At 71.6% G+C, this 20,815-nt stretch carries 13 protein-coding genes; 4 read left to right on the plus strand and 9 right to left on the minus strand.

What is annotated here, in order from left to right; translation table 11 throughout:
• Nucleotides 1-125 precede the first annotated feature (125 nt).
• Entirely contained in the window at nt 126-944 is an 819-nt protein-coding gene (locus tag OG452_RS15705) for a GntR family transcriptional regulator (RefSeq protein WP_327296218.1), read from the plus strand.
• Between the two features lie 147 nt (nt 945-1,091).
• Here OG452_RS15705 and OG452_RS15710 read toward each other — a convergent pair whose 3' ends face one another.
• From OG452_RS15710 to OG452_RS15730, 5 genes are all read right to left on the minus strand, one after another.
• Complete coding sequence (locus OG452_RS15710) at nt 1,092-3,221, minus strand: glycoside hydrolase family 3 C-terminal domain-containing protein (protein WP_327296219.1); 2,130 nt, start codon at nt 3,219-3,221, stop codon at nt 1,092-1,094.
• A 172-nt stretch (nt 3,222-3,393) separates the two neighbouring features.
• Nucleotides 3,394-3,780: a chaplin gene (locus OG452_RS15715; protein WP_442810023.1), complete on the minus strand. Its 387-nt coding sequence runs from the start codon at nt 3,778-3,780 to the stop codon at nt 3,394-3,396.
• Nucleotides 3,781-3,965: 185 nt separating this feature from the next.
• The gene (locus tag OG452_RS15720; protein WP_327296221.1) at nt 3,966-8,858 is read right to left on the minus strand and encodes a DNA repair ATPase; all 4,893 of its coding nucleotides are present in this window, start codon (nt 8,856-8,858) and stop codon (nt 3,966-3,968) included.
• 148 nt (nt 8,859-9,006) lie between these two features.
• Nucleotides 9,007-11,085, minus strand: coding sequence for a flotillin family protein (locus OG452_RS15725; RefSeq protein ID WP_327296222.1), 2,079 nt, complete (start codon nt 11,083-11,085; stop codon nt 9,007-9,009).
• Nucleotides 11,086-11,185: 100 nt separating this feature from the next.
• Entirely contained in the window at nt 11,186-11,821 is a 636-nt protein-coding gene (locus OG452_RS15730; protein WP_327296223.1) for a hypothetical protein, read from the minus strand.
• Nucleotides 11,822-12,225: 404 nt separating this feature from the next.
• On the opposite strand from OG452_RS15730, the gene OG452_RS15735 reads away from it, so the two are divergent.
• From OG452_RS15735 to OG452_RS15745, 3 genes are all read left to right on the plus strand, one after another.
• Nucleotides 12,226-13,257 (plus strand): PucR family transcriptional regulator, encoded by a 1,032-nt coding sequence (locus OG452_RS15735; RefSeq protein ID WP_327299649.1) that lies wholly within the window; start codon nt 12,226-12,228, stop codon nt 13,255-13,257.
• A gap of 40 nt (nt 13,258-13,297) precedes the next feature.
• Nucleotides 13,298-15,115, plus strand: coding sequence for a S9 family peptidase (locus tag OG452_RS15740; protein WP_442810024.1), 1,818 nt, complete (start codon nt 13,298-13,300; stop codon nt 15,113-15,115).
• Nucleotides 15,116-15,239: 124 nt separating this feature from the next.
• Nucleotides 15,240-16,085 carry an SURF1 family protein gene (locus OG452_RS15745; protein WP_327296225.1) on the plus strand — a complete coding sequence of 282 codons (846 nt, stop codon included), beginning with the start codon at nt 15,240-15,242 and terminating at the stop codon, nt 16,083-16,085.
• 87 nt (nt 16,086-16,172) lie between these two features.
• Here OG452_RS15745 and OG452_RS15750 read toward each other — a convergent pair whose 3' ends face one another.
• The 4 genes from OG452_RS15750 to OG452_RS15765 form a co-directional block, all read right to left on the minus strand.
• Nucleotides 16,173-17,375, minus strand: a complete 1,203-nt coding sequence (locus OG452_RS15750) for a hypothetical protein (RefSeq protein WP_327296226.1) — start codon at nt 17,373-17,375, stop codon at nt 16,173-16,175.
• Entirely contained in the window at nt 17,372-18,034 is a 663-nt protein-coding gene (locus OG452_RS15755) for a SigE family RNA polymerase sigma factor (protein WP_405562046.1), read from the minus strand. Before OG452_RS15755 ends, OG452_RS15750 begins: the two co-directional genes overlap by 4 nt.
• Before the next feature lie 300 nt (nt 18,035-18,334).
• Nucleotides 18,335-19,423 carry an aspartate-semialdehyde dehydrogenase gene (locus OG452_RS15760; protein ID WP_327296227.1) on the minus strand — a complete coding sequence of 363 codons (1,089 nt, stop codon included), beginning with the start codon at nt 19,421-19,423 and terminating at the stop codon, nt 18,335-18,337.
• A complete protein-coding gene (locus tag OG452_RS15765; RefSeq protein WP_327296228.1) occupies nt 19,420-20,703 on the minus strand; it encodes an aspartate kinase in 1,284 nt (427 codons plus the stop codon). The genes OG452_RS15760 and OG452_RS15765 overlap by 4 nt, the downstream gene beginning before the upstream one ends.
• Between the last annotated feature and the right edge of the window lie 112 nt (nt 20,704-20,815).

The following is a 20,815-nucleotide window of genomic DNA, read 5'->3' on the forward strand; positions in this document are numbered from 1 at the left end:
TTACAGTGAGTCACACTCTTGGCTGATGTGAGATGTTATACCTCTCCGTCTGACATGCGTCTAGTGTCGATGGATTTCTGGTTAGATGGTCTGGATCACCGGCCCGTAGCGAAGCGAGGTACGCCGTGCCTGTCACCGCCCCCACCGTCGACGGGTTTCTGGCCGAACCCATGACCGTCTCCGTGGGCCAGCCGCTGCGGGTGGCCGTCTACTCACGCCTCGCGCAGGGCATCCGGGACCAGGTCTTCCCGCTGGGCTCGGCCCTGCCTAAGGAGGCCGACCTCGGCACCCGGCTCGGGGTGAGCCGCACCGTGGTGCGCGAGGCCCTCATGCTGCTGGAGGAGGACGGGCTCATCCGCACCCGCCGTGGAGTGGGACGGTTCGTCAGCCAGACGCTCCCGCGCCAGGGCCTGGAGCAGCTGCAGCCGTTCGAGGAGACGCTCACCACGCCCGAACAGCCCGTGCGCGCCGAGCGCCTGGAGATGAACCTCCAGCGCACGACGGACTTCGTCCTGCAGGGCCTCGGGCTCGAAGAGGGCAGCAACGCGTGGTTCTGCGAAACCCGGCTGACCCGTGGCACGGAGCAACTGGCCCTGGTCCAGGAGCACATCGCCTGCGGTTCGGACCTCCGTGCGCTCTCCCCCGTGGTCGCCGACCGGGTCCAGGAGCTGCACGACAGCCCGCGCACCCTGCTCGGCGCCATGACCGGCATGCTCGGCCCGGTCTTCGGCCCCGGTGAATGCACGATCACCGCCGGCATCGCCGGAGCCACCCGCGGCAGGCTCCTCGGGCTGCGCCCCACCGATCCGCTGCTCATCATCACGCAGACCGCACAGCTGGGCGGCAGGCCCGCCTACCTGGCCAAGTACCTCGTCTCCCCCACCAGCGCGCCGCTCTCCATCCTCCAGCCGCCCCAGCCGGGCGCGGCGCCCGCACGGCCCTGAGGCGCAGGACGGTTCGGGCCACGTCGCCTTGCGCAAAACGGAGTTACGTTACCAGGAGACGGAGCAGGCGGCGACGGACCGGGGCCCACCGTCAGCAGTGCGCCGACTGCGCCTCGTCGCCACGGGACGGGCGGATACCGGGCGGCCTCACCCGATCCGTACCTCCGTCTCCAGCGGCAGGTCCGCCGACGACCGGCCGACCGCCACCGTGTAGGTCCCCGGCACCACCGTCCAGCCGGTCCCGGCCGTCAGCCACACCGCGAACGCCTCACGGGGGAGGGCGAGTCGCACCGTCCGGCTCTCGCCCGGTTTCAGGGTGACCTTCTCGAACGCCTTCAGCTGCCCGGCCGGCTCCCCGGCCGCCGCGGGCGCTGTCAGATACAGCTGGACGACCTCGCTGCCGGTGCGGTGGCCGGTGTTGCGGATGCCGACGCTCGCGCGGTACCCGTCCCCGTGCCCGTCGAGGCGCAGGTCCGACAGCCGGAACGTGGTGTACGAGAGGCCGTGACCGAAGGGGAACAGCGGCTTCTCGCCGGAGCTCCGGTACCAGCGGTAGCCGACCGCGAGTTCCTCGTCGTAGTAGACCTGCACGCCGTCGCCCGGGTACTGCACGGCCGTCTTCGCCGGGCCCTGGTCCTCGGAGGCCGGGAAGGTCTCCGGCAGCCGGCCGCCCGGCTCGGCGTCGCCGAACAGCATCGCGGCCAGCGCGCTGCCCTGCTCCTGTCCGCCGTACCAGTTGGCGAGGACGGCCCCTGCGCCGTCGAGCCACGGCATGAGGACCGCGCCCGATGTGTTCAGGACGACGACCGTACGGGGGTTCGCCGCGACCACCGCCGCGATCAGCTCGTCCTGGCCGTCCGGCAGGGCGAGCGTGGTGCGGTCCGCGCCTTCGCTGGTGTAGTCGCCCGCCACCACGACGGCCACCTCCGCCGCCCGCGCCGCGTCGGCGGCCCCCGCGAGGCCCTTGGTGTACGTCACCGGGATGCGCCCGGCCCTCGCCCTGATCCCGGCGAGCGGGGTGACGACGGTGCCGCTGGCCTTGACCGCGCCCGAACCGCCGCCGTGTGTACGGGCCCCGGCGTCGGCCGCGTCGCCGATGACCGCGAGGGAGGCGGGGCGGGCGAACGGCAGCACCCGCGTGTTCTTGAGCAGCACACTGCCCTGGACGCTGATGCTGCGGGCGAGCGCGCGATGCGCGTCGGTGCTGACCACCTTGGAGAGCACGGCGGCCGGGTCCGGAAGTCGGTGGTCGAAGAGCCCGGTCCGGTACATCGCGGTGAGGACGTGGACCGCCATCGTGTTCACGGTGGCCGCGCTCACCGTGCCCGCGCCGACGGCGTCCTTCAGTTTGCCGCCGAGATAGGTGGAGCCAGGCATCTCCATATCGGAGCCCGCCCGGGCGGTGCGCACGGTGCTGTGAGTGCCGCCCCAGTCGGACATCACCAGGCCGTCGAAGCCCCACGCGTCACGCAGGGTGTCCTGCACCGCTGTGCGGTTCTCGTGCGACCAGTGGCCGTTGACCTTGTTGTACGAGGTCATCACGGCGCCGGCGCCACCCCGCTGGACGGCGGCGCGGAACCCCGGGTAGTAGATCTCGTGCAGGGCCCGCTGGGAGACCACCACGTCGATCGAGCCGCGGTGGATCTCCTGGTTGTTGGCCGCGAAGTGCTTGACGGTGGCCATCACCGGGTTGGCCTGGATGCCCTCGACGACCCGGGCGGCCAGCTCCGCGTTGAGAAAGGGGTCCTCGGTGAAGGTCTCGAAGGACCGCCCCCAGTAAGGGACCCGCAGGATGTTGATGCAGGGCGCCAGGGCGATGTTGTGCCCCTTGGCCGCCTGTTCGGCGCCGTATGCGGCACCGTAGGTCCGCGCTGTGTCCGGGTCCCAGGTCGCCGCCAGGGTCTTGCAGTCGGGCCACTGGGTCACGCCGGTCGAGCGGTTGCCCACGCCGTTCGGCCCGTCGCCGAGGTACAGGGCCGGGATGTCCAGCCGGGTGTTGGCGAGGACCCGGCCCGCGTAGCCCACGGACCCGGTGGACCAGCCCTCGCCGTGCAGCAGGGCGATCTTCTCGTCCAGGGTCATCCGGGCGACGAGTCCGGCGGCCCTGGCGGCGGCCTGGGACGAGCCGGGCCGCGCTGCCGGGACCGTACGCACCGCCCCGGGGGCGACGCTCCGTACGGCCGCGGACGCACCGGTTGCCGAGGCCACCGTGGTGACGCCGGCGGCCACCATGCCCGCTCCGGCCAGTTTCAGTACCGATCTCCGGTCGACGTTCATGTGCCCTTCCGAGTCGCTGTCATGGATGTATGAGCCGGTGACGGCAGCGGACAGCACCGCGCCCCGGAAGGGCCGAAAGGACGGCCGCCCGGGGCACGGTGCTCACTGCTTCACTGCTGATTCACTGCTGGGGCACTACAGGCTCGCTACTGGCTGACCGACGGTGCTTCGGTCAGTTCCAGCCGTGGTTCCAGCCGCCGTGGTCGTGGTCACGGCCGTGGTCGTGGTCACGGCAGTGGTCGTGGTCACGCCCGTGGTCGTGGTCACGCCCGTGGTCGCGGTCGCGCCCGTGGTCGCGGCCGTGGTCGCGGTCACGGCCGTGGTCGCGGTCGCGGCCGCCGTTCACGCAGGTGTTGCCGAACGCCGGGTTGAGCAGGCCGATGACGTTGACGCTGTTGCCGCAGACGTTGGCCGAGACATCGATCGGCACCTGGACGACGTTGCCGGAGAGCACACCGGGCGAGCCGATGGCTGCGGCCTCGGCCCCGCTGTCCGCGGAGGCGATCGACGCACCCCCCAGCACAGTGGCGGCGGCAGCGATGGCAGACAGCACGGTCATCCGCACGATTCGAGACATGTAGACACAAACCCTTCCGTAGGAGCACTCCGGGGCCGGATACACGCGGGCCCTCTTGTGTGGACCTCCGCTATGCCTGCCCGCTCGCGCCGCTTCCGCATCGTCACTTCACCCGAAGAGACGCGGAGTTGAGCAGGCGCACCCATGGTGGTCTGCGAAAACGCCGGCTACCTGGGGTCCGCCGCCCGGCTGATCGCCGTCTCGACCGCCGCGATCCGGTCCGCGAGCAGCCCCAGCGCCGCCACGGCGCGCGGCAGCGGATCGTCGCCCGCACCGCCCCCCAGCGTCCGGGCGCGGACGTCGGCCGCCTTGATCTCCGCCCAGCGCGCCGCCTGCGCCTGCGTCAGGGTGCCGCGCAGCTCGGCCAGTTTCAGCAGATTCGACTCGGCGCCGCCGGCCAGCGTCTGGGCCTCGCCCCTGTAGTGGTCGTCGATCACCGCGGCCAGCTCCGCGCCGTTCATCACCGGGTCGATCCTCGCTGCGATCTTGTTCATGTTGCGGTACGAGCCCTGGAGCTGGAACGACGGCTCGGTGCGGGCCGCTTCGGACTGGGCCGCCGACGCGATGTACGCGGCGTTGACCGCGAGCACCGTGGTCCGCGCTGCCAGCAGATGGCGCAGCACCGCGACGATCCGGTCCAGCTCCCCGGGTGGGTACGGGTGCTGGAGCCGGTCGCGCTGTGCGGTGGGATCGTCCGCGGCCAGCCGTACGAGCAGCGCCAGGTCGTCGCGGCCCCGGCCCGCGAGCGGGGCGAGCACCGGGTTGGCGGTGAGCGCGTTCTCCACGAAGCTCAGCGCGAAGACGTCCTCCTTGCCGGTGAGCACATCACCGAGATTCCAGACGTCGGCGCGGTTGGCCAGCATGTCGGGGATCCGGAACCGCTGCCCCGACTCGGTGTACGGGTTGCCCGCCATGCAGACCGCGAACCGTTTGCCCCGCAGGTCGTAGCTGCGCGCGGCGCCGTCCCTGACGCCCTCGATCCTGCGCTGGGCGTCGCAGAGCGGGATGAACTTCTGGAGCAGTTCGGGCGAGGTGTGCTGGATGTCGTCCAGATACAGCAGCGTGTTGTTGCCAGCGGCCAGCGCGAAGTTGATCTTCTCGATCTCCTGGCGCGCGGTGGCGTCCGGCGCCTGGGCCGGGTCGAGCGACGTCACCTGGTGGCCGAGCGCCGGCCCGTCGACCTTGACCAGGACCAGGCCGAGCCGGTCGGCCACGTACTCAATGAGCGTGGTCTTGCCGTAGCCGGGCGGCGAGATCAGCAGCAGCAGGCCGTTGCTGTCGGTTCGCTTCGCGTCGCCCGCGGTGCCGAGCTGCTTGGCCAGGTTGTCGCCGATCAGCGGGAGGTAGACCTCGTCGATGAGCCGGTTGCGCACGAACGACGACATGACCCGGGGGCGGTAGTCGTCCAGCCGCAGCCGGACGCGCTCGGCGGCGACCAGGGCGGTGCGCTGCCGCTGGCAGTCGCGGAATCCGGGTACTTCCGTCCGTCGGAACTCGGCTGCTGCCGGGAGGAGTTCGTCGATACGGACGGTCAGACGGCGGCGCTCGATGCGCGGGTGCGTCCCGAGCAGCCCCTCCACCGTCTCCGCCAGCGGAGCTGCCGACTCGTAGCGCGGGAGGTCCGGGCAGAGCTCTACGGCGACCGCCTCGGCGAGGTCGCCGGGGCGGGTGTTGCCCTGGCCCCCGGACCGGGTGTACGCGCCCAGCCAGTTCTCCACCAGCTGGCGGCGGGCCGCGGGGTCGTCCTCGCCGATCCCCGCGAGGTCGTCGTCGTACGCCGAAGTGCCCACAGCACCGCGGAACTTGTCGAGCAGAGTGCGGGCCACCGCGTGGGTGACGAAGCCCTCGGGACGGCATGTCAGCTCCTCGAAGAGGTACGCCGCTGCTTCCGGCGCGTCCGGCCCTCCGATCACGCCCGCCAGCTCGTCCCGCCAGTCCGTGATGGCCGGGGCCAGCCCGAAGGTCTCGCGGGCGCGGGCCATCGACACGGCCCTGTGGGTCCAGGCCCGCCGTGCCGTGTCCGTCGTGGAGTGCGCCCAGAACAGCTGGGCGGCGGCGCGGGCCTGCGGCGGGAAGCGCAGCGGCCCGGCTCCGGCGTGCAGCCGCAGCAGCGCGCCGAGGATCAGCGCGGCGTCGTGGTCGTGGACGCCGCGTTCGTACCCCTCGTCGTACGCGGCCTCGGCCGACTGCCGTACCAGCGCCGGGAGATCGGCGGCGGCGAGTGCCCCGGCTCCGTGTTCGGCGAGCAGCCGGGCCGCCAGATACTCGGCCCGGCAGAGCGCGGGTGACTCTGAGGGCAGGGTGCGGCCCCAGTACGGGCGGCAGGCGGCGAACGCGGGGTCGGTGACCGGGGAGCGGTAGTCGGTGCCGGTGAGCGCGAAGGCCAGCCCGGCGGCGGCCCTGTCGTCGCTGTCGCCGGTGTGCCCGGGGCCGCCGTACGGGACCAGGGTCAGTTCGAGCGGCTGGGAGTTGACCGCGAAACGGTGCCGGCCGAGCCGGATGACCGCGCCGCCGTCCGCGTACAGATCGGTGCGGTCGCGCAGCGCGCGGACGGCCTCCTGGCGGGCCGCCCCGATCCGGCCGGCCAGTTCCTCTGCCCTGACCCGGTCGCCCAGTTCGCACAGTTCAGCGGCGGTGCGGGTGACCTTGGCGACCAGCGGGTCGGATGCGAAGAAGGTGCTGATCGCATCCGCCGAACCGAGCGAGGTCACCCGACGGGTGACGGTCTCCAGGACGCGCGAGGCCGAGGCGCCGAGCCGCTCCGCGCGGCGGGCGCGGTCGTCCTGGAGAGTCTGCTTACGGGCCGAGAACGCCTCGTACACCTCGGTCCGCTGCGCGCCCAGCTCGGCCAGGAAGTCGTCGGACCCGGCGAACCGCGACTCCAGGTCCTCCACCCTCAGCAGCAGGCCCGCGAGCTGGTCGTCGCAGGCCTCCGGGGTGGAGGCAGCGGTCAGCGCGCCGGTGACCGACTGCCCCAACAGGGCGCGCTCGGCGGCGAATTCGGCCCGACCCTCGTGGTCGAGCAGCTCCCGGCGGCGGGCTTCGAGCGTGGCGCGGGCGCGGTTGACGGCGCCGACAACCCCGGCGAGCCGCTCAAGCACCGAGGTGCGGACCGTGGCATCGCCGATGTCGAGTCCGGTGACGACCTCGGTGACGGTACGCAGCCCCTCCGCGAGCTCGTCAAGCCGCTCGGTGACCGGCGCGGCCCCGGCGACCGTCCCGATCGCCTCCGCGTCGGCGGTGAGCCGCTCGGTCTCCGCGTGGTACCCGGCGAACGCGTCGTCGCGGCGCAGCCGGCCGATGGCCCGCTGCGCGAACGCGGCGATGTCCGCCTCCACTCCGCCCGCGAGCACGTCGATGCGCGCGGTGTCCGCGTACCGCTGCTCCTTGAGCGTCAGCACCTGCCCGTGCGCGCGGCGCAGTTCGGTCAGCCGGGTGACCCACTCGGCGGCCGAACCGGGCGCCTCACCGCGGACGCGGCGCACAAGCCCGGCGGTCCGCGCCTCGGCGGCGTCCAGCGCGTCGGAGGCCTGCCGGGTCAGCGTCCGGACGGTCTCGAACTCGGCGAGCACCTGCCCGGCAGTGGTCCGCAGTCCGTCGAGCGGTTCCAGCAGGCCGCCCGTTCCCTCGTCGCCCAGCCAGTGGTGGGTGTCGGCGGCCCGTACGCAGGAGGCCAGCAGCGTCTCGTACACGCCGGTGGTGGGAGCGGTGTTCTCGGTGACCGCGCGGGCCAGCGACAGACAGTCGGAGATCCCGCGCACCAGGTCGGCGTTGCCGATGCGGGCGAGAGTCCCTTCTCCTGCCGGGGCCGTGTCGGCGTAGGTGTCGGACACGTACGGGGAGCGCCAGCGCTGGAGGGGGTGGAGGCGGGCGGGCTCGTCCGACTCGCCGCGCAGGACGATGAGGGTGCCGTCGTCGAAGAGCGCGTATCCCCGGCAGACGATCGGGGTCCCGGTCTCCTTGCGGATCAGGTTGTACGGCAGGAGCAGGGTGCGGCCGTCGGCGCGGGCGTGGAAGACGTACAGCACGTCCTCGCCGTTCGGGGAGCGGAGCGGCCGGTCGAACTCCAGCCCTGTCGTGTCGAGTTCGAAGGACTTGCACGCGCCTGTGGCCAGGCAGTACCCGCCGGGGAAGACGATGCCCTGGTCCTCGGGGAGTCTGCGGCAGGCCTGCCCGATGCCGTCGAGGCGGACGACCGCGCGGGTCACCGTGTTGAAGACCAGGTGGCGCCGGCCCTCCTCCTTGTACGGGCGTACGCGCACCAGGAGGAGGACGCCGACGCGGGCGTACTCCACCTCGGCGTCGGCGAGCGACTGGAGCGGTTCATCGACCGGCTCGGACCAGATCCCCTCTGCCGTCCCGGTGTCGTCCTCGTCCTTGACGGTGAGGGCTCCGCCGACCGTCGTCACGTACACGCCGCCGGGGAGGGCGATGTGCGGGTGCCGGCCGAGCACGTGGTCCTGGCGTGTGGTCGCGGTCCACTCGAAGTCGTGCGGCGGCGGGAGTACGTGGTCGCGGTCGCCGCGTGCGTCCAGGTACGTGGCGCTGCCGTCGGCGGCGAGCGTCCAGCGCAGTACGCGGATGTCGTCGGCGGTCTCGCCGGTACGGAACACGGCGAGGAGCTTGCCGTCGGTGTGGCGGAGCTGGAGGAGGCGGGCGTCGCGGTAGTAGCGGTGCAGCTCCGCGAATTCCCTGGTGAAGGCGGGGTCGTCGAGCAGGCCCGGCACGGCGGTGTCGGGGAGGCGGTTGAGGGCGGTGTCGTACAGGGCGAACACGTCGGCCGCGGCCGCCGCGCGGGTCGGGTCGGATGTCTGCTTCTGCCCTGGTGGGGTGTTACCGCCGATGAGCAGGTGGTTGCCGATGGCGACTGTGTCGCGCGGGACGCAGCTGCTGTCGGTGCGGAGGTGTTCCGTGCGGGTGAGGGCCAGCTCCATCGAGCCGAAGGTCTCGGTGCGGCGGGTGTTGAGGGTGGTGGCCCTGCGGGCCAGCTCGGCGGCCTGAACGGTCAGCCGGTCCCGGAGCACCTCGTAGGTGCCGACGTCTACGGAGGTGGTGGTCATCGGCTGCTTTCTGTGGTGTGGGTGGGCGGTGGTGGTGGTTGGGGAAGGTGTCCGGCAGAATCCAGCCCGTCCTGGGGGCACCTCCCAGCGGTAGCTGGGGGAGATTGAGGACAAGGGGGGGCCGGGGGCAGCGCCCCCGGCCCACCCCTCAGACCTTCGCCGCCCCGTCCAGCGCAGCGACCGGCACATCCGAGAGCCCCAACCGGTCCGCCTGGTCCAGGAGTTGCTGGACCGGACCCGCCTCCGCACCCCCCGACTTCAGAAGCTGCATCAGCACCGCCGACACCGTCAGATCCCGTACACCACCACTCGACACCGACCCGAGTATCTTCGTCAGGTCCTCCGGGAAGCTGGCCGAACCGTCCAGCCACGGCCTGGCGAGCGTCTGGGCCGTCCTGGAGTTCTCCATGAAGCCGTCGAAGCCCTTACCCAGTGAGATCGACGACACCAGGCGGTCGAAGAAGACCGACTCGCCGCCGACGATGCTGATGTCGGCGTTCTCCAGGCCGGTGGCGAGCACCGTGGCCTGTGCCTCCGCGACCTGGCGCTGGACGTCGATCCCGGCCAGCCTGATCTCCTTCTCGGCCGCGACGCGCAGCCGGTACTCCTCGTGTCCGCGCGACGCGTCGTCCAGCGCGGCCATCGCCGCCGCCTTCTCGGTGAGGCCCGCGGCCTCCGCCTTCAGCTTCTCGCCGATCATCGCCGCGTCCGCGGTGGCCTGGGCGCTGGTGCCCTCCGCCACGGCCAGTGCCTTCAGACGCGCCCCCGAGGCCTCGGCCCTGAGCCGGGCCTCGGTGGCCTCCGCCTCGGCGCGGCCCGCCTTCTCGATGACGTCGGCCTCCTTGTCGCGTACCTGGACATCGGCCAGTCCGGGTGCGGCTGCCTCCGCCTGGATCGCCTCGGCGAGCCGCAGCTTGGCCCGGGCGTCGAGGTCGGCGGACTTCAGCCGCGCCTCGGCCAGGGTCAGTTGCTCGGCCGCGTGGTGCGTCGCCGCGACCTCCGCCGCCTCGGCTGCCTTGATGTCCTTGACCAGCCGCTCCTGCGCCTCCGCCTCGGCCGCGATGATCACGGCCTGCCGGGTGCGCTCGGCCTCCTCGACCATCCGCAGCTTCTTGATCGACTCCTCCTGCTCGGCGACCGTACGGTCCACCGCGATCCGCTCGCGGACTACGTCGGCCACCTCACGGCGCTCCGCCTCGACCTCCTTGTCCCTGGAGATCATCGACAGCTGCGTCTCACGTTCCCGGCCGATGACTTCCAGCAGCCGGTCCTTCTCGATCCGCTCGTTCTCGACGGCGATGACCCGCTCGCGGTTCTTCTGCGCCACGGCGATCTCGCGCGCCTGGTTCTCGCGCTGCACCCCGAGCTGCTCCTCGGTGCGCAGGAACGCGGTCTGCGCGCCCAGGCGTTCCTCCTCCTGGACCTTGGCCGTCACCGCCTCCTCGCGGGCCCGCAGGGTGTCGACCTCGCGCTGCTGCTTGATCTCCGCCTCGGCCTGCCGGCGCTCCAGCTCCAGGATGGTCTCCCGGGCGTCGACGTTCTGCCGGGTGATCTCCTTCTGCTCGGTGCGCTGGAACTCGTTGGTGCGAACGTGCTCGACGGCTGTCAGTTCGGTGATCTTGCGGATGCCCTGGGCGTCCAGGATGTTGGCGCCGTCGAGCTGCGCCATCGGCGTCTGCTCCAGGAAGTCGATGGCCGCGTCGTCCAGGTGGTAGCCGTTGAGGTCGGTGCCGATGACCCGGATGATCCGGTCCCGGAACTCCTCGCGCTTCGTGTACAGGTCCACGAAGTCCAGCTGCTTGCCCACGGTCTTCAGCGCCTCGGAGAACTTGGCGGCGAAGAACTCCTGGATCGCCGCCTTGTCGCTGGCCCGCTGGGTGCCGATCGCCTGGGCGACCTTGGCGACGTCCTCGACGGTCTTGTTGACCCGTACGAAGAACGAGATGTGGATGTCGGCCCGGATGTTGTCCTGGCAGATCAGGCCCTCGCGCCCGGTCCGCCTGATCTCGATGATCTTCACCGAGATGTCCATGTACTCGGCCTTGTGCAGCACGGGCAGCACCACGGCACCGGTGAAGGTGACGTCGACCTTCTTCGTCTTGGAGATGATCAGTGCCCGGCCCTGCTCCACCTTGCGGAACAACCTGCTGAGCACCAGGACGAGTGCGACGGCTATGAGCAGGACAACGGCGACGAGCACGCCGATGCCCAGGGAGATGGCATCCATGAACATTCCTCGAAGGGTGTCTTGAACGGTGCTTGTGGTGCGGCTGTGAGCGCGGGTGGGGCCCCGGCCGGAGGCTGGGGGAGGGCCGCCGGGCGCGGACTCAGCCGGTGCCGCGTGGATCGAGCGCCGCGTCGAACGGCGCGACCCAGAAGAACTCGCCCGGTTCGTCGTAGGCGTACAGCAGCGCGGTGTCCCCGGACCTGAGCCCGGGCAGGATGTCGTCGCCGTGGGCCCTGACCTGGACCACGGCGGTCGAGCCGTCGTCGGACGCGACTTCGGCCTGTCCGAACCGGGCGGTCACCGAACCGGTGCGGACGGTGCAGACGAGCCCGACGAAGTCCAGCCGGGACGGCGGCGGCTGCGCCGGGAGGAGGGCGCGCATCCGGCGGACGGTGAACCTCGTCACGATCCAGGCGGCCGGCAGCGCGGCGGCCAGCACAGCGGCGTCGAGCGCGGTCCGGACCCCGCCCGGCGGCTCGGCCCTGCGCACCAGCACCGAGCCCGCGAGACTCGCGAACCAGGCGAGGAGGGTGAAGAGCGATACCGGCACGGTGACGGGCACGCCGCTGCCCCCCGCAGCGGCCGTGCCCGTCTCCCCCGTACTGAGGTGCAGATGGAAGGCGTCGTGCTCGGCGGCCCCCACCAGTACGAGCAGCCAGAAGGCGATGACCACCAACAGCGCCGCACCGAAGAGAACCGCCGGAAAACCCAGCGCGGCGCCCATGAACTCATCCATCGAGCAGCCCCATTCCCCCGTTTTTCCCCTTGTTTCCCCCGTGCGTCCCCCGTGCAGGGCGCCCCGGTGCCGGGCGTACGTTTCCGTAACCCGGCACCGGGCCGCTCTCCCCCGTTTCCGCAATGCCCATTCTGGCGGGACTGCGACGGCCGCCGCATTGCCGTGACCCGGCAAAGTTGGCTCTCACCGGATGCCGGAGCCGAACCCCTGGCTCCGCCATCCGTCGCGGTCTGCCACCCTTGCGGCTGTGCGGCGGGCGGACACCGCCGGAGCGGCCGGCCGGACCGTTTGCCGGTCCGGCCGGCCGGACCGCCGCCGGACGACAGGGAGAAGCAGGAGAGCGTGTGACAGGGCCCTACATATCCGAGAAGCCCCCCGGGACATATCTGGAGGGGTACGCCCGCATGCTGGCCGATGTCCTGGTGACCGGCAGGCGCCCGACCCGGCCCGAACTCGACGCACGCCGCACCTTCGGCGAGCAGGCGGCGGAGGACGGCCACTCGCTGCGCTCCCTGGTCGCCGCACATCTCGCGGCCGCCCGTTCGGCCTGGCCCACCGGGTCGGCAGCGGTGAGCGGGAACACGGCGGCCAGCGTGCTCACCGCCGTCGAGCTGGCCGTCGACGCGTTCGCGGAGGGCTACGAGCGGGCCCAGCGCATGGCCGTACGCCAGGAGGAGGCCGTGCGCCGGGAGTTCATCGACGACCTGCTGTACGGCGGCAGCGACCTGGGGCGGCTGGCGGAGCGCGCCGAGCGGTTCGGGCTGCGGCTGTCCCGTACCCACGCGGTCGCGGTCGCGCAGTGCGCCGGCGCGTACGACGAGGGCGCCGCCGTCACGCGCACCGTCGAGCTGGCCCTCTTCAGCCGCTTCGGCAACCGCAGCATCCTGCTGACCACGAAGGACGGACGGCTGATCTGCATCGCCCCCGGCGACCAGGACGACGTCCTGACGTACTTCGCCAAGCAGGCGTACGCGGCCACCGCCGAGGACGGCGTACAGGTGGCGATAGGCCGCCCGCACCCGGGCTCCGGCGGCATCGTGCACAGCTACGAGGAGGCGCTCAACGCCCTGGAACTCGCGGCCCGCATGAACCTGGAGGGCCCGCTGCTGCGCTCCGCCGACCTGCTCGTCTACCCGGTACTCACCCGCGACCGGGAGGCCCTGGTCGATCTGGTGCACAGCGCGCTCGGACCGCTCCAGCAGGCCCGGGGCGGCGCGCAACCGCTCGTCTCGACGCTCGGCCACTACTTCGACGCGGGCTGCGTGGCGGCCGAGGCGGCCCGCCGGATGTCGCTGAGCGTGCGGGCGCTCACCTACCGGCTGGAGCGGATCCGCCAGCTGACCGGCGCCAACCCGGCCGATCCCGGGCACCGTTACACGCTCCAGACCGCGGTCATCGGCGCCCGGCTGCTCAACTGGCCCGCGCAGGACATCTGACCGGGGCGTCCGGCCCGGCCCGCCGGGCGGGGCAGCCACAATGGGGCGCATGAGTGACGACGAGAAGTCCATGCCCGACTGGGAGAAGCGCTTCCGGGCCCCGCGTGTAGGGCTGCCCGACTGGGCCGAGGACGCCCCGGACCGCTCGCTCTTCGTCTCCAACGCGACCGGCAGGTACGAGCTGTACACCTGGGACCGTACGAGCGGCGAGCAGCGCCGGGCCACCGACCGGCCTGGGAGCACCCCCTCCGGGGGAGGGACGACCGACGGGACCCTGTCGCCCGACGGCGAGTGGCTGTGGTGGTTCAACGACACCGACGGGGACGAATTCGGTGTCTGGATGCGCCAGCCCTTCCGCGGCGGACCCGACGAACCCGCCACCCCGGGTCTCGCTCCCTCCTACCCGGGCGGCCTGGGGATCGGCAGGGACGGCACCGCCGTGGTCGGCCGGTCGACGGACGAGGACGGCTCGACGGTCCACGTCGTGCGGCCGGGCGCCGGTCCGGTCGAGATCTACCGGCACCGGGAGTCCGCCGGGGTCGGCGACCTCTCGTACGACGGGACGCTCATCGCGCTTGAGCACACCGAGCACGGCGACGCGATGCACTCCGCACTGCGGGTGGTCCGCACCGACGGGTCCACGGTCGCCGAGCTGGACGACACCAAGGGCGGCACCGAGGAACTGGGGCTCCAGGTGCTCGGGTTCGCGCCGGTCGCCGGGGACACCCGGCTGCTCGTCGGGCACCAGCGGCGGGGCCGCTGGGAGCCGATGGTGTGGGACGTGGCGGCCGACACCGAGAGCGCCCCGGCGATCGAGCTGCCGGGCGACGTCAGCGCCGAGTGGTATCCGGACGGGTCCGCGCTGCTGATCGTGCACAGCTTCGAGGCGCGCAGCGAGATGTGGCGGTACGAGCTGGCCACCGGTCAGCTCGTCCGCGTCGAGACCCCGGCCGGTTCGGTGTCCGGCGCGACCGCCAGGCCCGACGGCACGGTCGAGTACCTGTGGTCGTCGGCCGCGCTGCCGCCGGTCGTGCGCTCCACGTCGGGCGCGGTCGTGCTCGACCCGCCGGGCCTGAAGGCGCCGGAGTCCGTGCCGGTGCGGGACGTCTGGGTGGAGGGACCGGGCGGCCGGATCCACGCGCTGGTGCAGCAGCCCGCGGGGGACGGCCCGTTCCCCACGCTCTTCGAGATCCACGGCGGCCCGACCTGGCACGACAGCGACGCGTTCGCTTCGGGCCCGGCGGCCTGGGTCGACCACGGCTACGCGGTCGTACGGGTCAACTACCGGGGCTCGACCGGCTACGGCCGCGCCTGGACCGACGCGCTCAAGCACCGGGTCGGGCTGATCGAGCTGGAGGACATCGCCGCCGTCCGCGCCTGGGCGGTCTCGTCCGGCCTCGCCGACCCGGCCCGGCTGGTCCTGGCGGGTGGCTCCTGGGGCGGCTATCTGACGCTGCTCGGGCTCGGCACCCAGCCGGACGTGTGGGCGGTGGGGCTGGCCGCGGTGCCGGTCGCGGACTACGTCACGGCGTACCACGACGAGATGGAAGCGCTCAAGGCGATGGACCGGACGCTGCTCGGCGGCACCCCGGAGACCGTGCCCGAGCGGTTCGCCGCTTCGTCGCCGCTGACCTATGTGGACGCGGTACGGGCGCCGGTCTACATCTCGGCGGGCGTCAACGACCCGCGCTGCCCGATCCGGCAGGTCGAGAACTACGTGGACCGGCTGGCCGGCCGCGGGGCGGTCCACGAGGTGTACCGGTACGACGCGGGCCACGGCTCGCTGGTGGTGGAGGAGCGGATCAAGCAGGTCCGGCTGGAGCTCGACTTCGCCCAGCGGTACGTGAACGCGGGCTAGTGCCTCGGCGGGCACTGGCCAGGGCCATTCCGGCTCTTACGGTACGGGGGCGACGGGACGGGGTGGCGGCGCTGCCCGGGGTCCGGGGCACCGGCCCCGAACCGCGCCCCGTACCGTAAGAGATGTGTACCGGTTCCTGCTGACACCCCGCTGGCTGGGGATCACCGTCTTCGCCCTGCTCGCCATCCCCTTCTGCATCTTCATGGGGTCCTGGCAGCTGAGCAGGTTCGAGGCCCGGGTGGCCACCCACCGGACAGACGAGCACCGGCCCGACCCGGCCCGTCAGGCCTCGGCGCCGCTCGACTCCCTGCTGCCCGTGAACCTCGACACCTCCGGGCGGCAGGCCAGCGCGACCGGCACGTACGGCGAGCAGTTCCTGGTGCCGGACCGGGTCGTGGACGGCAAGGAGGGGTCGTACGTGCTGGCCCTGCTCCGCACCGACGGCGGCAAGGCACTCCCCGTGGTGCGCGGCTGGCTGCCGCACGGCGCGAAGGTGCCCGCGGCGCCGAAGGGCGATGTCAAGGTCACCGGATCGCTCCAGCCCTCCGAGAACAGCGGGACCGACGGGGCGTACACCGGGGCCGGGCTGCCGGCCGGCCAGATCGGGGTCATCAGCGCGGCCTCCCTGGTGAACGTCGTGCCGTACCCCGTGTACGACGCATGGATCACCCTGCCGCGCGCCTCCGCGGGCCTGAAGCCCGTCCCGGCGACGGCGCCACAGAACAGCGGGCTCGACCTGCAGTCCTTCCAGAACCTCGGCTACACCGGCGAGTGGTTCGTCTTCGCGGGCTTCGTGGTCTTCATGTGGTTCCGGCTGGCCAGGCGCGAGGCCGAGGCACTCAGGGACCTGGAGCTGGGGATCGTGCCGGAGGACACGGAACCGGTCACCGTGGCGGCTACTTCTGCTACTTCCGACGGGGCGGCTACGCCCGACGAGGCGGCCGCTCCGGAGGTCTCCGGGCGCCGCTAGTGCCGTGGCAGGCCGAGGCACTAGCCGGTGTACGGCCCGTCATGCCCGGGCTCAAGCCCGGCCCACGCACGGGTCCCGGTGCGGCCGCTACGGCGCGGTCAGCAGCCCGGTGCGGTAGATCGTCCCCGCGCACGCGTTGGGGATGGTCGCCTCCGCGGCCGGTACGCCCGGTTCCGCCTCGTGCACCACGGCCACGCTGCCGTCCGACGTACCGTCGCCGCTGCCGAGCTGCGGGGTGGTTCCGGTGTCGCCGCCGGCCGGCGGGGCCCCGTCACCCGTTCCCGCCGAGGCCGTGGATCCTCCGGTGTCACCGGAGCCTGCCGACGGGGTCGGGTCAGGAGTGGCACCGCCACCGGTGGGACAGGTCGCGGTCGGCACCCAGGCGAACTTCACCTCGTACGCCTGGGACGGGCCGAGCACCAGACCGGTCGCGTCCTGCGACGGGTCGGGCAGACCGGCCGCCGCGTCGCCCGCCGTGTGGTCGACCACGGTGATGCGGGCGGCGTCGGCGGCGCCCATCGCCTGGAAGTTGACCGTGCCCGCGTCGCTGACCGCGCACTGGCTGTGCGAGACGTTGGAGACCCGGAAGGTTCCGTAGACCGTGCCGTCGGCGTTCGGTGTGCCGGTGGCCGCCGATGTGACCCCGAGCTGCTGGGCCGCGCAGGACGGCAGCGAGTCGGGCGCCTTGCCTGACGGGCCGGTCACCCCGCCGTCCGAACCGCCGTGGGTGCCGCTCCCGGCCCCCTTCGACGCGCCCTTCTTCTTGTTCCCGCCGTCGGTGCCGCTGTCGCCTGACGGCTTGCTGTCCTTCTTGCCGCCGTCGGGAGCCGCGGCGCCCGTGCCGCCGGGGGTGTGGTGGCCACCGCCCGCCATCGCGGGGCTGTTCCTGACTCCGTCCCCCGCACCGGCGACATGGATGAACGCCGGGATCGCGGTCCCGACGAGCAGCGCGGCCGCGGCCGTGCCGACGACGATCTGCCGCCGCCGGGCCCTGCGCGCGGGTACGGCCCTGCGCAGCTGGTCGAGCGCGTCGTCGGACGGGGTGAGCCCCCGCACGGCGCCGTGCATCATCCTGCGCAGTTCGAGTTCGTCCTCGTCGAGGCCGTCAACAGCGTCGTGGGAACCGTCGTTCTGCATTCCGTTCCCCGCCTGGTCGTCCACGGGCCGGGTGGGCCGGCCGTGCTGCTTGCGCCACTCGGCGGGCATGTCCCGCTCCTCGGGCGTGCGCCGAGGGCCCTGAGGCCCGTCGGGGCCGTCCTGCCCGTCGTTTGCCTGGTCTGCGTCGCTCATGCCGGTGCCTCCATGGCCACCCGCAGCGCTGCGATGCCGCGCGAACCGTACGCCTTCACCGAACCCAGCGATATCCCCAGCGCGTCGGCCACCTGCGCCTCCGTCATGTCACCGAAGTAACGGAGCACCAGGACCTCGCGCTGGCGACGCTGGAGGTTGCGCATGGCCTTCTTGAGCGCGTCGCGCTCCAGGAGGTCGTACGCCCCCTCCTCGGCGCTCGCCATGTCGGGCATCGGCTTGGAGAGGAGTTTCAGCCCGAGGATGCGCCTGCGCAGCGCTGACCTGGACAGGTTCACCACGGTCTGGCGCAGATACGCGAGCGTCTTCTCGGGGTCCCTGACCCGTTTGCGCGCCGAGTGGACGCGGATGAACGCCTCCTGGACGACGTCCTCGCAGGAGGCCGTGTCGTCGAGGAGGAGCGCCGCGAGCCCCAGCAGCGACCGGTAGTGGGCGCGGTAGGTCTCAGTCAGGTGATCGACGGTGGTGCCGGCGGCCATGGAGTCGTCAGCGCCCTCGCCGCTCTGGGAGGCGACAGCACCGGACCGGGTGGTCGGCACGGGGGCGATCACCGGCATACCGCCGGACACGCGCGGTCGCCGGAGCGGGAGGACCACTCCGCCCCGTCCGGGCACCACTGCAATATCGAGAACCTCTGCCACGCCAGTTGGACACGCTTCCCCCCGCCAGGGTTGTACGCGTATGGCGTCGCCTTTGACGATGCGGCCAATGCCCTCATGCGTACCCGATCTCCCCCAATGCCCCTTTTTCCACGGCATCTTGCGCGGGAAGAGGCCACCCCAAAGACGCACACGCCCCGGCTGCGGTTGCAGAGGTTCGGGAGACTGAATCGTGTAACAGGCACGAGCCCCAGTTCAAGTGGTTCAGACTCACGTCTTGCTCACAGCGGGCACACAAAATCTACAAAGGATCAGGTACGGGACACCGGACGGGGGTGCCCTTCAGCCTTCCGGCACCGAGAGCTCGGCCGCGACGGCCTCGGCGATCTGTGCGGCGTTGAGGGCGGCCCCCTTGCGGAGGTTGTCGGCGCAGACGAACAGGTCGAGCGCCTGCGGATCGTCCAGCGACCGCCGTACTCGCCCCACCCAGGCCGGATCCGTGCCCACCGCGTCGGCCGGAGTCGGGAAGTCCCCGGCGTCCGGGTCGTCGAAGAGCACCACCCCGGGCGCGGTCGCCAGGATCTCGTGCGCCCGCCCGAGCGTCAGCTCGTTCTCGAAGCGCGCGTGCACGGAGAGGGAGTGCGTGGTGACGACCGGGACCCGCACGCACGTCGCCACCACCGGGAGCGTCGGCCGGTCCAGGATCTTGCGGGTCTCGGCGCGGAGCATCAGCTCCTCGGACGACCAGCCGTCGGCGGCCGGCGAGCCGGACCAGGGCACCACGTTGAGCGCGATGGGGGCCGCGAAGGGCCCGGTGTCGTCGCCCACGGCCCTGCGGACGTCACCGGGGTGCGTGCCCAGCTCCGTACCGGCGACGAGCGCGGTCTGGCTGCGCAGCGCCTCCACACCGGGGCGCCCCTCGGCGCTCACCGCCTGGTACGTCGAGACGACCAGCTCACGCAGCCCGAACTCGGCGTGCAGAGCGCCGACCGCGACGATCATCGCGAGCGTGGTGCAGTGCGGGGACGCGATGATGCCGCGCGGCCTGAGCCGTACGGCGTGCGGATTGACCTCGGGTACCACGAGCGGCACGTCCGGGTCCATCCGGAAGGCACCGGAGCTGTCCACGACCACCACGCCCTTGGACGCGGCGACGGGCGCCCACTCGCTCGCGACGTCGTCGGGGACGACGAAGAGCGCGACCTGGACGCCCTCGAAGGCCTCCTCGGCGAGAGGGAGCACCTCGGTCTCCTCCCCGCGCACGACCAGTTTGCGGCCGGCCTTGCGCGGGGAGGCGAAGAGTCTGATCTCGCCCCAGATGTCGGCGTGCTGCGACAGCATCTGGAGCAGCACGGTGCCCACGGCCCCGGTCGCTCCCACGACCGCGAGCGCCGGCTTACGGCCTCCTGCCCGGAGGCCGGTGCCGGTCATCGCCCGGTGCCTCCATAGACGACTGCCTCGTCGGAGTCACTGTCGAGACCGAAGGCGGTGTGCACGGCGCGCACGGCCTCGTTGACCTCGTCGGCACGCGTGACCACCGAGATGCGGATCTCGGATGTCGAGATCAGCTCGATGTTCACGCCCGCGTCCGAGAGCGCCTCGAAGAAGGTCGCCGTGACGCCGGGGTTGGTCTTCATACCGGCCCCGACCAAAGAGATCTTGGCGATCTGGTCGTCGTAGCGCAGCGAATCGAAGCCGACGACCGGCTTCGACTTCTCCAGCGCGTCGACGGCCTTGCGGCCCTCGTCCTTGGGGAGCGTGAAGGAGATGTCGGTCAGACCGGTCGACGCGGCGGAGACGTTCTGGACGACCATGTCGATGTTGACCTGGCTGTCCGCGATGGCGCGGAAGATCGCGGCGGCCTCACCCGGCTTGTCGGGCACACCGACGACCGTGATCTTCGCCTCGGAGGTGTCATGCGCGACACCGGAGATGATGGCCTGCTCCACTGTCGGTTCCCCTTGTGCTTCGACTCGTGCTTCGTTGCTGACCCATGTGCCCTGGAGCCCCGAGAACGAGGATCTGACATGGATCGGAATGTCATAGCGGCGTGCGTACTCCACGCAGCGGTGCAGCAGCACCTTGGAACCGGAGCTGGCGAGCTCCAGCATGTCCTCGAAGGAGATCCGGTCGATCTTCCGGGCCTTCTTGACGACCCGGGGGTCAGCGGTGAAGACACCGTCCACGTCCGTGTAGATCTCGCAGACCTCGGCGTCGAGGGCCGCCGCGAGTGCGACGGCAGTCGTGTCCGAACCGCCGCGGCCGAGGGTGGTGATGTCCTTCTTGTCCTGCGACACACCCTGGAAACCGGCGACGATGGCCACGTTGCCCTCGTCGAGAGCGGTACGGATCCGCCCCGGCGTGACATCGATGATCCGCGCTTTGTTGTGGACCGAGTCGGTGATGACACCGGCCTGGCTGCCCGTGAACGACTGGGCGTCGTGGCCCAGGTTTTTGATCGCCATGGCCAGCAGGGCCATGGAGATCCGTTCTCCGGCGGTCAGCAGCATGTCGAACTCCCGCCCGGCAGGAATCGGCGACACCTGCCCGGCAAGATCGATCAACTCGTCCGTCGTGTCGCCCATCGCTGACACCACGACAACCACCTGGTTGCCGCTCTTCTTGGCGTCGACGATTCGCTTGGCAACCCGCTTGATGCCTTCGGCATCGGCTACGGAGGAGCCTCCGTACTTCTGCACGACAAGGCCCACGTGCGCTCCTCGATCCAGTCATTTCTGCGGTCGGCTCAGTCTAACGAGCGGCCGCACGACACCTCGTATGTATCAGATCGTGAGATGTCCCGCTCACTCAATGATCATCGTC

This window comes from Streptomyces sp. NBC_01197, from assembly GCF_036010505.1.
Taxonomy (GTDB): Bacteria; Actinomycetota; Actinomycetes; order Streptomycetales; family Streptomycetaceae; genus Streptomyces.